We start from the raw sequence: 13680 nt of genomic DNA on the forward strand, positions 1-13680 counted from the left end.
GACGGTTATCCGAGGCCGAGCTTCGACAGAGCCGTCGTCCAGTCCGTGGCGATCGCGCTGCGCGCCGCGTCGAGCGTGACCTCGCCGCCGCAGACCGCGGTCTTGAGCCGGTTCTCCACGGAGTCCTTGCTCTGCGCCGGCTCGTCACCGTAACGCGGCTCGGGCCAGAGGTTCTTGGGGTCCCTGGGAGCACCGCCGAGTTCGAGCGGAACCAGGTGGTCCTCCTCGTAGTCCGCGGTGTTCGTGTCGCTGTAGCCGTACTCACCGATCTGACGGATCTTCAGCGGCGTGGTGTACGAGACGGGCGGCCGCACGGTCTTCGTCCAGCCCGACACGCATATCGTCGAGCCGATCGTCGCCTGCGTGACGTCGGGGTTGTAGGCACCGGGCTGACAGGTGGGGTCGGGCAGCGGCAGCCGGGACAGGCTGCACGAGGTCCCGGCGAGGTGCGGGGCGGCGTGCGGGGCGGCGTGCGCGGTGCCGGTGGTCAGGAGTCCGGTGGCGCCGAGCGCCAGGGACGCCGCGGCGGCGGCGAGTCGGTACGAGGGTCGCATGGGGGGCTCCACGTTCAGGCCCGGCCGATCCGGGCTGTAGTGGGCATGACACCACTGCGCCCGTCTATGCGGGTAGAGCCGCGAGGTGAACATGTGGTGACCAGCGATTTTCCTTACTCGCTCATGGGAGCGGCTTGCCCAAGCGCGGGGAAAGTCTTGGGAGTTGCGAATCCATTCCGCCCGGGTGATTGCGAAGGGGGACAAAAGGTGTTGGCCGTCGATCCACGAGCCGGAATAATTCGCGTGTCCAAAGGGGGGAGGAAGTATGGCCGTGTTCGCGTGCGCGCGGTGCGACGCCGTGCTGACCGCCCCCGTGTCGCAGGTCGTGCTTCCTGATCACACCCACCAGACCTGGGGAAACGGGGTACTGCTCCCCGTCCTCATGGAAGCGGGGACGTACGCCGTCGACCCGGAGCCTTCCGGACAGCCATGGCGGCTGTGGAACGAGATCGGGGCGGACGAGGCGGAGGCCCGCGGCGTGTACGCGCCGGTTCACTCCCTGTCCTTCGGGGCGCCGGGAGCGATCGTCATCGCGCCGGGTGACGCCCACGGCACCGTCCTGATCCCGGAGCAATGCGCCGGCTACTGCTGTGGGCTGGACGGAGGGGACGGCCCGAACCTGGCGTGCGCGCGATGCGGGCAGGCGGTGGCGACCCGCGTCGACGACTGCTCCCTCTGGCAAGCGGTATGGCTCGCCCCGCAAGCCGTACGCCGCCTCCCCGCCGACGACTCCACTCACCGGACGGCCGACTGGGAGACGCTGACACAGGAGCGACGGAGCACGCCACCCATCGAGCCTTCCGGGAGATGGAGCATGCGGTGGGAGGCGGCCGTCGGGGCGGCGCTGGCCCACCTGCTGGCCGTCTCGGCGGGCACACCCGTGGCCGTCCCCGATGGCCTCATCGCGGACACCTTCGGCCACGCGCTCGACGCGCTGCTCCCAGCAGGGCCGCCGACGAAGCGAGTGGCTCTGGCCGGACCGGGCCTGCCCGCCCCCGCCTCTGACATCGTCCTGGTTCCGCGCCATCCGCAGACGGGGAAGGCGTGGCAGTCGTCCGGCACCGCGGACATCGTGCCGCTGGCCACCGATGTGTGGATGCATCTGGCCTTCCCCCACGAAGGGTTGCCGCTTCCCGCGACAGGACGAATGCCCGACGGCGTCCTCCGCGACGATCCGCTGCCACTCCGCCCGAGGGGGCTGTTCCGGCCTGACTCGGAGGTCTTCCTCGACACGCTGGCACGACTGCCCGCAGTCCGGGAGCCGTGGCTGCGCGGGATCTACGACCGGGTGAAGAAGTTTCCGCGCCCACGCCCGTTCTAGTTCCGACGCGGTCATGACGGGGCGGATCCCACCCCCGGTTCGACGTAATCGCTCATTGATCACCCTTCGAGATAACTGCCTCCGCCAACCGCCCCTTGGTCCACACCCCTCACATCGATTGACTGTGCGCAGGGCGGAAACGCCGCCCGGAATCGGTGAAGGAACGGGGAAACTCATGAGCAGCGTCGAGCCCAAGGACGTCGTGCAGCGGTACTTCGAGGCGCTGGCGGCTGGGGAGTCGGATGTGGTCCGGGAGTCGTGGGCGGAGGACGGGAGTTGCTGGTACGCCGGTGATCTGCCGATCTCGGGGACCTGGCAGGGGCGGGATCAAGTGATCGACGGGTTCCTGGCGACCGCGTTCGCCCATCTCGACCCGGAGCGGGAAATAGGCGTGCGGGTCACCAACGTCTTCGGCGAGGGCGAGCAGGTCTTCGCCGAGTGGGACTCCTGGGCGACCGGGAAGACCGGCAGGGCGTACGACCAGAAGAACAGCGCCGTCTTCGTCGTACGCGACGGGAAGATCGTGACCATGCGCGAGTACGCCGACACCCAGCACTGGGAGCGCGCCCTGGTGGCGGACCCGCGCTGAGTGGCCGGCCGTCGAAGACGCCGATCTTCAGTCCAGGGAGACCACTGTCGCGCGCCCCAAGGAACCTTCCGTGGGAATGGTGCGAGTGGTCTCCTTGCGAGTGCCCACCAGCTCCTTCAAAGCGGATGGTCCGGGTTGTAATCGGCCCCGCTCAAAGAGCACGAACTGCACTTTGACGTCGGCAGGCACCTCGGCTTCCCGGTACTCGGCGTAAGTGACGGCATCGCAGCCCGAGTACCAGCCCATCTCCGGCTCGTATCCACTGACGACCAGGCACGGGCCGGGTGCGCTCAACTCCCTTGCCACAGGGACGGTTGACTCGCTCAGCAGGTGGGGGCCCCGCATCGCCCCCTGACCGACCACCTGGGCGGTGCCCAGGACCGACAACGCGGCGAAAGCGGCAACGCCTGTCAGGACGGTCGCCGACCAGCGGCCGGAGTACTCGGCCAGAGCTTGTACGCCGAGCACGGTGAGGAGCACGACGGGTACGTACACGAACCTCGGCTCACCGTGCGAGGTAAGCCCCAGGGCAACGATGATCAATACGGAGGCGGTGCCGAGGAATGCCCGCCTACGGTCTTCCGGACCGCCATGGACCTTTGGCGACCGGATCCGGGACCTGCGCCTCATCGCAACGGCAGCCGCGATGATCCCTGCCGACATGACGACGGCTCCGAGGTCACCGGCAAGTCGATAAGGAAATATCGATAAGTAGTAGACCAATCCATCCCCGAAATATGCTCGATTGGCCTGCGACGTCGCCCAGGACACCACTCCCAGCGGTGAGCCGGTGGCCCGCACGGCATAGACGAAGTGGGGCACCAAGCCGAGTGCGATCAGTGCGCCCGCGATCGCGATGTTGCGCCACTGCATGCTCCAGGCCCGTGGCCCGTAGGCCAGGAGGGCGGCCACACAGATGGCCAATAAATTCCCGGCTATCCCGTACCGGAAGTAGAAGGCAGGGACGACGACAAAGGGAATCGCGAGCAAGGCCCTGGATTCTGCTCGCTCCTGTGCGCGAGTGATGAGGAAGACGACGAGCAGGAGCAGCCCGGTGCTGCCGATGTCGTTCAGGTACTCCGGCACCCGGCGCAGAAAGCCCAGCCCGCTGAGCAGCACCAGCACCACGACAACGGCTCGTCTCGGAGTGGTCCAGCGAGCGGCGATGAAGTAGGTGACGCCCAGGGTGAAGAGGACCAGGATCAGAGCCACTGCTCTCAGCGCACCGACACTGTTGTGTGCGGTCAGCGCGACGTAGCCGACAGCGGGCAGCCCCACGGGGCGGTACACGCCCCAGCCGGCATCAGGCGCGCCACTCACCCACGAGCGGGCCTTGTTCGCATAGACCGCCTCTTCGTGGCCGATGTACGGCTCCCGAGCCTGGAGCACAGCCCACACCGCGGTAGCGATGACCATCACTCCCGCGACGCCCATCCACACAGGAATACGCCTGACGCCGGCAACAACCCTCTGGCCGGGAAGCGAGCGATCGGTCGATGCCCAGCGTGGTCCGCCGAACAGGAAGGCGGGAACCGCGGCCAAGAGGTAGGGCCATGGCTGCCAGCCCGGTAACCAGCCGCCGAATCCCGCGATGACGAGGAGCTGTTGCACTACTGCTGCCGCCGCCAGTGCGGCCGCGACGATGAGGGAAGCACGGCGCACTGGCGTCGACATGTTCAGCATGCAAAGAGCCTCTCCACCACCAGGCCACCATCACCTTCGGGCGGGCCCTGTCGTTACCGTCCGTGGCTCTATGCTTCACGCGCGCAACACAGGCCACAAGGGCGTTAGTTGAAGCTGACCGGAAGCCACTCCGAGTCAGGAGCACCTCCTTGGCCATGGAAGCCGGCATCCGCGAAGCGAAGCGGAACCGAACCAACCGGAATATTGAACGTGTTCAGCACACGGAAACGCTCCACAGTGTGAACCTGCCACCACGGCAGAAAAGTTGGGATGTCGCCCATAGGAGTAGTTCGCCTGACTGTCCCGCAGACTGGCCGGTTTGCGTCAGGCGCACACCTCGCCGTGACGGGCGTCCCGCAAGTCCTCGCAAGCGCTCTCGCCCAGCACGGGCATCCTTCACCGACCCACAAAAAACGGCCCCCGGGTCACCCCGGAGGCCGTTCCGTCGGAGAAATCAGCCGTTGAAGATGCCGATGTCGGACGCGCGCGGCGCCAGGGCGGTGATGTTGAAGCTCTCGCCGCACAGGGTGACGCTCTGCTTCTTGCCCCCGCCCTCGGCGGAGAGGAAGGGGGTGGCGATGGACGTCGTCTGGTTGGGCGGGGTCACCAGCGCCGCGGTGGCCGTGGGACAACCCGTCGGCTGCGAGACGAAGTTCGCGCCCGCGAAGGCGGTCGTGCCGGGGCGCAGGGTGATGGTGGTGACGGGTACGTACGACGTGCGGTGGGCGGTGGCGTCGCGGTGCTTGCCCTGGGCGTCGACGTAGCCGAGGCCGATGAAGCCACGCACGTTGCAGGTGTGCTTCGAGTTGTTGGTGACCATGATCAGGGCGGCGCCGCGGGTCTCGGGCCGGTCGCCGACGTTGGGCTGGAGCTGGAAGTCGGCGCCGAGGTCGGCCGTGGCGCACTGCGGTATGGAAGCGGCGGACGTGGCAGGCGTGGCGGCGTGGGCGGTGGCGCCCATGCCGACACAGGCGACGGCGGCGAGGCCGGTGGAGGCGGCGACGGTGGCGATGCGGCGCGCGGTACGGGATGCGGTACGGGACATGAGTGTGGTTCCCCTCCTGGTGTGCACGCTCCGACGGAGCGTTGGCGCCCTTGAAGATCATGGAACGTGACCGGAGGTTCCGCTGTTACATGCCTGGTACAAAGATCGCCCAACCGCCCCTGAGGTGGGTGTGGTTGGCGACCGTTTCACGGCCGTGGGCCGCCGTCGGCGGGGCGGTCGCTAGAGTCAACCGGTGACAGCTACTCCCCGGCCGCGCGCGACGGCCTCGACCCGCGCCTGGCGGCCCGCCACAGAGATCGAGCGGGCCCTGCACGAGGCGGTCATGGACGATGACCGGATCGGCTATCTGCGTGCTCTCGCGACGGCGGACCTCTTCCATTACGTCCCGAAGGAGCACAAGGACGGCGGCGGCAACGCGTACGTCCCCGCCGACGACAGCCAGGGAATCTGGTGCCTCGTCATGCGGACCGCGGGCGAACGGCTCCCCCGGCGCCCGCGGTTCGTCGTCGCCCGCACCTCGCTCGCGGAGCTGGCGGACACCTGGCCCGGGCGTCGCTACTCCTTGCATGTAAACCCGGGCACGCCGGCCTTCATGCGCCTGACCACGGGCGCACTGGACCGGCGCCGGTGGAGAAGGATCGTGCGGGAGGAGACCGCGGAGCTCCCCACCGACACCCGCCCCACCCGCCTGCTCACCACCGCGGCGGGCCCGCGCACGGGTCCGCTCGCCCACGCGCTGGCCTGTGGGGCACACCTGTCCGTCGCCAACGGCGTGCTGTGGAACGAAGTGGGCGACGTCTACGACGACTACGGCCGGGAAGTGGGCCTCCTGCGGGAGTCGTGGGGCACCGCCACCGCCCAGGACTGGCAGGAGCAGATGGACGCGCTGCTGGCCGGGCGCAACAGCCCGGTGGAACCGGAGTTCGCGCTCGACATCCGCCAGGAGCTCGCCCAGGCGAACACCGGCGCGGTCGACGCCGACCTCTGGCGTCGCGCCTGCACCGCCGTACTCACCGACATGGAGGCACCGGCCGAGGCGGACGCGGTGGTCCAGGAGCTGATCGGCCGCGTCCTGCGCTACGAGTCCCGCTTCCGCGCCGACGGGCTCCTGCCCCCGGACGGCTTCGTCCGCAGCGCCGTCGGCTACGACTACGGCCGCGCGGTCAGCTTCGCCCGCTGGGGCCTGAGCGCCCGCCTCTGCCCCGCCGGGACGGCGGAGGCGTCGATCCTGCGCGCGGGCGAATTGTGCCGGAAGGCGTACGGGTCCTGGGAGGACTTCTCCGCGGGTTACGCGCTGGGGCGCGTCCTCCGTTTCGACACCGAGGAATTCGGCCAGTGGTATGCCAAGGTGCTCGAACCGCATCGCGTGCTGACGTCGGAGCCGGGGAGTCCTTGGCGGACGATTCCTTGGCGGATGCCTTCCACGGTCTGAGGATTTGGCCGGCGCGTCGCAAACACGTGTAATGCTCGCCGAATCCGCCGGAAATTCGACCCGCACGGGGGTCTCGCTTCCTCGCACAACTAAGCTCACGGCGGAGAACTCAGTTCAGAGCTGCCCTCCACCGCCAACAGACCGATCACCGGCGGGCCTTCCCGGTACGCCCAGGTCGACTGGCGGCGGAGCAGCACCTCAAGCGCTCCGCCGGTGACCCGTTCCCCGCCCTCGTGTGCCGGCCACTCGTCGCCTTCATAGACCTGGACATAGCCGGCCTCGTCCCAGCGCCGGATGATTTCGGCGAAGACCGGCGCGGAGGCCAACCAGAGCTCTTCGTCCTCGCTGCCGGTCCAGTCGGCAAGCACCGACCAGAGAGGCGACATCTCTCTGGCATTGACAAGTACGCACTCCTCCTCTTCGGAGAGCCAGTCCATGATTCCCTTCCTCACCGCAGTGTCATGGTGATGTTTCACCCAGAGCCGGGTTTCCTTCAAGCGGAATTCTGACCGGCTTCTTGCCGATCTGATACTTCAAGTATGGTCCCTGATGGTCGAGGCGACGCATCGCGGGATCTCCGTATTCAATAAGGATGGTCGGCTGCCCTTTTCGCAGGATGTAGCCGCCCCCTGTCGCGGATGGCGACACCTCACGGATCCATCCATCCCCCTTCGCCAATTCCATGACTTCGTCGATGGAAGCGCCTCGCATTGATTCCGGGTTGAGCATGTCACGAGCGGCCGGCGCGGCCGGTATATCGCCACGGCCTCCGCCTGCCTCATCAGCTCCCGGGCACGGAGCCAGGCCCAGGGAGTCAGCCATCGCATAAGGATTTACGACATACGCATGGTGATTGGGGGAAGGGGTGAGCCCCAGCGGGTCGGCGGACGCATACCGCCCGGCCTCCGGGTCGTAGTAGCGGAAATAGTTGTAGTTCAGGCCCGATTCCGGGTCGTGGTACTGGCCCGGGAAGCGGAGAGGGCAGGTGATTTTTTCGTAGGGAGGGGTGGGGAGGTCCGTGCCCCAGAGGGTCGTGCGGTGTTGCCAGGCCAGTTCTCCCGACGGTGTCACCAGTTCCGTCGGAGCGCCCACCGCGTCCGTCACCACCGCGTGGAAGCGGGTGGCCGGCGGCGCGTCCTCGAAGTCCTCGATCAGGGACTTGCCCGCAGCGCGGATCAGGGGGCGGTGGTCCGTCTGGGTCAGGGGGCGGTGCGTGCCCGGGGCGTAGTCCCAGGTGGTGATCGTGCCGTCGGGGGAGGTCTGTTCGGCCAGTCTCGTGCCGTCCCACGAGAAGAGAGTCTCCGAATCCGAATCCCGCTGCTTCGATATTCGGCGGCCCAGCGGGTCGTACGCGTAATGCCAGCGTTCCCCCTCCGGCGTCACCATCTCCGTCAGGCGGTCTTCCGCGTTCCAGGAATACGTCCACGTGCGCGTCCGGCCGTTCAGGAGCCGGCGCGATTTGCGGATCAGGCGGCCCTGCGCGTCGTGTTCGTACGTCGTGCGGCCCGCGCGCCGGATGAGGGTGCCCTCGAATTCGCGGGCGCCGGGCGCGGAATGGGCCGGGGCCTTGGCGTAGGTGAGGTTGCCCGCCGCGTCGTAGGCGTACGTCTCCCGCCAGCCGTGCGCGTTCACCGATGTGACGCGGCCGGTCCGGGAGACGTCGAAGCGCCGTGTGCCGGAGGTCAGTTCGCGGATCTCGGTGAGGTGGCCGTCCTCGCGGTAGGCGTAGGCGCGGTGCTGGAGGAGGCGGTCGGCCGCGCCGCTGACCACCTGTGTCGTCAGGCGGTCGGCCGTGTCCCATTCCTGGGCGAGCACCGCCGCCCCGCCCAGGCCGCGCTCCGTCTCGCGTCCCGCCGCGTCGTACGCGAAGGTCAGCGTCCCGGCGTCGCCCCGCAGTTCGACGGGCCGGCCGGTCGCGTCGTACGTCCACTCGGAGGCGAGGCCGGAGGGGGTCACCCGGCGGAGAAGGCGTCCGGCGGCGTCGTACACACGGCTCGTCGTGCGGCCGTTGACCGTCTCGGAGAGCACGCGGCCGAGCGCGTCCCGCTCGTAGACGATCTCCGCGTCCGCGTTCGCCGTGCGGAGCAGACGGCCCGAAGCGTCGTACGCGAAGACCGTGCCGCTCTGCTCGGTCGTCCGCCCCAGCAGGTCGCGGGTGAAGTGCAGGGTCTCACCGGCCCCGTTCGTGCGGGAGATCAGCTCGCCCGCCGCGTCGTGCCCATACGTCAGCGTCCGGCCGTTGAAGTCCGTCTCGGACGCCAGGCGGCCCGCCTGGTCGTAGGCGTACGACCAGGTCAGCCCCTGCGGGTCGGTCACTCCGGTCAGCCGCAGCTCCGTGTCGTACGCGAAGGCGTACGTCGTCCCGTCGGGGTCCGTGCGGGACGCCGGGAGGTCGAAGTGGGTGGAGGTGTGGGTGGTGGTGTTGCCCGCGGGATCCGTGTGGGTGACGAGGTTGCCCTCGCCGTCCCAGGTCCACGTCTCGTGCGTGCCGTCCGGGTGGTCGCGGCGGCTGGGCCTGCCCTCGGTCGTCCAGGCCGTACGGGTCGTGCGGCCGAGCGGGTCGGTGACCTCGGCGACACGGCCGAAGGTGTCGCGCACGGCGGTCGTGCGGTGGCCGAGGGGGTCGGACACGGCGACCGGGAGACCGGCCGCGTCGCAGGTGATCCGGTGCGTGTGGCCGAGCGCGTCGGTGACGGCCGTCAGATGGCCGAGATCGTCGTAGGCGTAGTGGGTCTCGGCGCCGGAGGGGTCCGTGGTGGTGAGGAGGTTGCCCCGCTCGTCGTAGGCGTGCCGCCAGGTCGCGCCGCCGGGTTCCCTGACCTCGGTCGGCCGGCACAGGGGGTCGTACGCGGCGGAGCCCGTCGTGCCGTCGGGCAGGGTGACGCGGGTGAGGTTGCCCGCGTCGTCGTAGGCGTAGCGGGTCGTGCGGCCGAGGGGGTCGGTGACGGTGCGGGGCTCCTCGCCGCGCGGCTCCCACTCCGTGCGGGTCGTGTGCCCCAGCGGGTCGGTCTCCTCGATCACCCGGAAGTCGGCGTTGTGGCGGTGGACGCTCACCTGGCCGAGCGAATCGGTGACCGTGGTCGTGCGGGCCTCGTCGTCGTAGGCGAGCGTGCCGGAGAGGAAGCCGTCGCTGCCCTCCGTGCGGACGACCCGGCCGCGGGCGTCGTAGACATAGCCGTACGACGTGCCGTTGCGGTCGGTCCAGGAGGTTATCCGGCCCTCGGCGTCGTAGGTGAAACGCAGCGGTCTGCCGCTGGAGTTGACGACCTCGGTGAGGTTGCCCACCGCGTCGTAGCCGTAGCGGACGAGGACCGTGCCGCCGCCGGTGGAGGGCCGGGGCTCGTACGGCGACGGGGCCTCGTCCAGCAGGCGCAGGGCCGTGACGCGCGCACCCTCGGTGTCGACGGCGACGTAGCGGCCGCCGGAGTGGCGGATGGCGGTGGGGAGGCCGCTCGCCGTGCGCTCGAAGTCGACGCGCGCGCCGTTGCGGTCGTGCACGCTGCTCAGGGGCAGCTGGACGGCACCGGGCACGTCGGTGGCGGTGGGGCCGCTGAAGGTCCGTACGAGACCGGTCGCCGGGTCCTCGACGGTGAAGATGCCGTCCGGTCTGCCGTCCCAGGTCAGGATCCGGCGCGGGCCCTTGGCGGGGAGGACCGGCTCGCCCGGCTTCGGCACCGGGTAGACCAGGCGCATCCCGTCGGCGGCGACGAACACGACGCCCTCGGCGTCGAGTTGGATCCGCTCGTCGAGCGTCGAGGCCCAGGTCGGGCCGAAACAGCCGCCCGCCCGGTACGAGGACAGGTGGGTGCGCCCGACGACCAGGGACAGCGCGCCGGGGAGGGTGACGTCCGTCTGCGGCAGCAGCATGGTGCCGGTCGCGACGTCGATCGGGTCGCGGACGCACTTGAGGTTCTCCGTGGCGCGGGCGGCGGCGGCCTCTTCGTCGATCAGATTGGGGCGGGCGCCCCGGAGGAGGAAGTTCCGGCCGGCGTTGCCGATCTCGACGCTGTTGTGTGCCAGACCGCCGAGGCCGCCGAAGAGACCGCCGTAGAGCATGCCGTCCTTGGCGGCGGCATTGACCTCGTCCAGGCTCACGCCGTGCTGCAGCCCGGCGCTGATCTTCATGGGCTGGGCGACGGCCAGGTCGACGGTCACGGACTCCACGCCCGCGAAGGCCGCGGCGACGAGGGTGGTCGCGGCGACCTCGGCGACCACGGTGGAGATGGTGATGCCGACGGCGGTGCCGAGCTCGATGACGGCCGTGGCCGCCGCGGCCGACGCCGCCGTCGAGAGCCCGGCGGTGAGCCAGGCCAGGCCGACACCGGCCAGGATGACCCCGGCCTCGATGTAGATCTTGTTCCACAGCTTGTCGACGGCGTCCTCGATGGCGTCCGCCACCTTCTCCAGCGCCGTGGCCATCTCGCGGGCGGCCTTGGGGATGTCGCTCAGCCAGCCCTTGTCGCCCTTGCCCGCGTAGCGCGACCAGAAGATCTCGAAGGCGTCGATCGCCTCGCCCTTGTTGTTGTGGATCAGGGCTTCGGCCGAGTGGTTCACGGGCGTGCGCACCTTCTCGACACTGTCGGCGAAGGTGTGCCATGCCTTGGCGGCCTGGCGCAGCTTGTGCGGGTCGCCGTCCGGCCAGTGGAGGCCCAGCTTTTCGAGGACGTGCTTGGCCTCTTCCGCGACGCTCACTTGGCACCCTTGCCGTGGCCGGCGCTGTCCGCGACGCCCTTCTTGGTGAACATCCCGGCGATCAGCTCGTCGTTGTCGACATGTCCGTCCGACATGTCGGCCAACGCCTCGTGGATGCTGACCAGTCCGAGGACGAGGGTGCCGGTCGCGCTCTCGATCGCCTTCTGCTGGGCGGTGTAGCCGGCCTCGAACTCCTTGACCCCGTCGTCCTGGCCCCACGGCTTGCCGAGCCCGTCCAGCGTCCTGACGAGCGTGGTGAGCGCCTCGCTCAGCTTCTGGCTCTGCTCGTGGAAGACGGGTGCCGACGACTTGAGGTCCGCCGTCTTGATGTCCAGGACCTTGTCGCCGCCCGGGCTGTCGCCCATCGCACGCCTCCCCCGCCGAAGTTCCGCAATACCGCAGTCAAAACTAGCGGTAATTCGATCACGGACCGGTCAGCGGGAGGCGTGCGGCAAAGGGAAGCGAAAGGGAAAGGCCGTGCTACGACCAGCGCCCCGTCCGGCCGAGCAGCAGCGCCGTGGCCGCCGTCCCCGCCGTGGACGTGCGCAGCACGCTCGCGCCCAGGCGGTACGGCTTCGCGCCCGCTTCCGCGAACGCGGCCAGCTCCTCGGGGGAGACGCCGCCCTCGGGGCCGACCACGAGGACGATATTGCCCGTGGGGGGCAGCTCGGCCGTGGCGAGCGGCGCGCTGTGGCCCTCCTCGTGCAGGACCGCGGCGAACGACGCGTCCGCCAGCAGCTTGCAGATCTGCTTGGTCGTCAGCAGCTCGGACACCGGCGGGAAGCGCAGACGGCGGGACTGCTTGCCCGCCTCGCGGGCCGTGGCACGCCACTTGCCCAGGGCCTTCACGCCCCGCTCGCCCTTCCACTGTGTGATGCAGCGCGCGGCCGCCCAGGGGACGACGGCGTCCACGCCCGTCTCGGTCATCGTCTCGACCGCGAGCTCGCCGCGGTCGCCCTTCGGCAGCGCCTGCACGACGGTGATGTGGGGCTCCGGCAGGGGCTCGGAGCGGATCGAGGTGACGGCGACGTCGAGGCGGTCCTTGCCCTCGACGGCGGCCACGGTGCCGAACGCGCCCGTGCCCTCGCCGTCCGTCAGCACGATCTCCTCGCCGACGCGCAGCCGCCGCACCGAGACCGCGTGCCGGCCCTCGGGGCCGCCGAGCGGGAAGACCGTACCGGGGAAGACGCCCGTGAGGGCCCCCTCCTCGACCAGGAAGACCGGCGCTGTCATGACTCGCTCCCTCGCAATTCGCTTTCCCCCGGTCTGCCCCCTGCTTCCCCGCGGCCCGCCAACACGGCACGCGCCACGTCAAGTTCGGCGGCCAGCACCTCGACCAGCCGCGCGGCCGGAAGCTCACGGGCCAGCCGGTGGCCCTGGCCCGCCCACAGGTTCATGCCCTGCGGGTCGCCCGCCGCGGCGGCCGCCTTGCGCAGACCCGCCGTCAGATAGTGCACCTGGGGGTAGGCGGCGGGGGCGTACGGGCCGTGCTCCCGGAGGAAACGGTTCACCAGGCCGCGGGCCGGGCGGCCGGAGAAGGCGCGGGTGAGCTCGGTCCCGACGAACAGCGGGTCGGTCAGTGCCTGCTTGTGCACGGCGTGCGCGCCCGACTCGGGGCACACCAGGAACGCGGTGCCGAGCTGCGCGGCACTGGCGCCCGCGGCGAGTACGGCCGCTATCTGGGCGCCGCGCATCAGGCCGCCCGCGGCGATCATGGGGATCCGTACGGCCTCGCGGACCTCGGCCAGCAGCGCCAGCAGGCCGACGCCGGCGCCCGCGCCGTCCAGATGCGGGTCGTCGCGGTGGGTGCCCTGGTGGCCGCCCGCCTCGACGCCCTGGACGCACACCGCGTCCGCGCCCGCCAGCTCGGCGGCCCGCGCCTCGGCGGCGGAGGTGACGGTGACGACGGTGACCGTACCGGCCTCGGCGAGCGCCTCGAGCGCCGCGGCGGACGGGCAGCCGAAGGTGAAGGAGACCAGCGGGACCGGGTCGTCGAGGAGGATCGCGAGCTTCGCGTCGTACGCGTCGTCGCTGCCCTGGCACCAGTCGCCGAGCGGCGTCTCGTACCAGGTGGCCTCGCCCGCGAGCTGCTCGGCGTACACCTCGACGGCGGCCGGGTCGGCGGCGGGGGGCTGCGGCATGAAGAGGTTCACGCCGAAGGGCTCGGCCGTGCGCGCGCGGAGCTGCTTGATCTCCTCGTACATCGCGGCCGGGGTCTTGTAACCCGCCGCCAGCGAACCGAGGGCGCCCGTCCCGGAGACGGCCGCCGCCAGGGCCGGGGTGGAGGCGCCGCCGGCCATGGGGGCTTGCACGATGGGAAGCCGGAGCAGTTGCGTCAGCACGGCGTCACCCCGGGTGTCGATGGCCATGAACACATCGTGTCACACGCGTCGGGGACTGACT

11 protein-coding genes are annotated in these 13680 nt (G+C 70.0%); 3 read left to right on the plus strand and 8 right to left on the minus strand.

Features of this window, described 5'->3' with window-relative positions; genetic code table 11:
* Window positions 1-5 precede the first annotated feature (5 nt).
* Window positions 6-554, minus strand: coding sequence for a hypothetical protein (locus ABD269_RS00285; RefSeq protein WP_344114839.1), 549 nt, complete (start codon window positions 552-554; stop codon window positions 6-8).
* A gap of 265 nt (window positions 555-819) precedes the next feature.
* On the opposite strand from ABD269_RS00285, the gene ABD269_RS00290 reads away from it, so the two are divergent.
* Both ABD269_RS00290 and ABD269_RS00295 read left to right on the plus strand, forming a co-directional pair.
* Window positions 820-1875: a hypothetical protein gene (locus ABD269_RS00290; RefSeq protein ID WP_344114841.1), complete on the plus strand. Its 1056-nt coding sequence runs from the start codon at window positions 820-822 to the stop codon at window positions 1873-1875.
* A gap of 175 nt (window positions 1876-2050) precedes the next feature.
* Window positions 2051-2464, plus strand: a complete 414-nt coding sequence (locus ABD269_RS00295; RefSeq protein WP_344114843.1) for a nuclear transport factor 2 family protein — start codon at window positions 2051-2053, stop codon at window positions 2462-2464.
* A 27-nt stretch (window positions 2465-2491) separates the two neighbouring features.
* Here the strand turns inward: ABD269_RS00295 and ABD269_RS00300 are convergent, their stop codons facing one another.
* A complete protein-coding gene (locus ABD269_RS00300; protein WP_344114845.1) occupies window positions 2492-4147 on the minus strand; it encodes a glycosyltransferase in 1656 nt (551 codons plus the stop codon).
* Between the two features lie 454 nt (window positions 4148-4601).
* Complete coding sequence (locus tag ABD269_RS00305) at window positions 4602-5192, minus strand: DUF4232 domain-containing protein (protein ID WP_344114847.1); 591 nt, start codon at window positions 5190-5192, stop codon at window positions 4602-4604.
* A gap of 193 nt (window positions 5193-5385) precedes the next feature.
* Here ABD269_RS00305 and ABD269_RS00310 point away from each other — a divergent pair, with 193 nt between their 5' ends.
* Entirely contained in the window at window positions 5386-6585 is a 1200-nt protein-coding gene (locus ABD269_RS00310; RefSeq protein WP_344114849.1) for a DUF1266 domain-containing protein, read from the plus strand.
* Window positions 6586-6680: 95 nt separating this feature from the next.
* Here ABD269_RS00310 and ABD269_RS00315 read toward each other — a convergent pair whose 3' ends face one another.
* From ABD269_RS00315 to ABD269_RS00335, 5 genes are all read right to left on the minus strand, one after another.
* Window positions 6681-7022, minus strand: a complete 342-nt coding sequence (locus ABD269_RS00315; RefSeq protein WP_344114851.1) for a hypothetical protein — start codon at window positions 7020-7022, stop codon at window positions 6681-6683.
* Window positions 7023-7044: 22 nt separating this feature from the next.
* Complete coding sequence (locus ABD269_RS00320) at window positions 7045-11277, minus strand: DUF6531 domain-containing protein (RefSeq protein ID WP_344114853.1); 4233 nt, start codon at window positions 11275-11277, stop codon at window positions 7045-7047.
* Window positions 11274-11642, minus strand: a complete 369-nt coding sequence (locus ABD269_RS00325) for a hypothetical protein (RefSeq protein ID WP_344114855.1) — start codon at window positions 11640-11642, stop codon at window positions 11274-11276. The genes ABD269_RS00320 and ABD269_RS00325 overlap by 4 nt, the downstream gene beginning before the upstream one ends.
* Before the next feature lie 115 nt (window positions 11643-11757).
* Entirely contained in the window at window positions 11758-12510 is a 753-nt protein-coding gene (locus ABD269_RS00330; protein ID WP_344114857.1) for a 16S rRNA (uracil(1498)-N(3))-methyltransferase, read from the minus strand.
* Entirely contained in the window at window positions 12507-13646 is a 1140-nt protein-coding gene (locus ABD269_RS00335) for a nitronate monooxygenase (RefSeq protein WP_344114859.1), read from the minus strand. Before ABD269_RS00335 ends, ABD269_RS00330 begins: the two co-directional genes overlap by 4 nt.
* Window positions 13647-13680: the final 34 nt, after the last annotated feature.

The sequence above is a fragment of the Streptomyces blastmyceticus genome, from assembly GCF_039521185.1.
GTDB classification, from domain to species: domain Bacteria; phylum Actinomycetota; class Actinomycetes; order Streptomycetales; family Streptomycetaceae; genus Streptomyces; species Streptomyces blastmyceticus.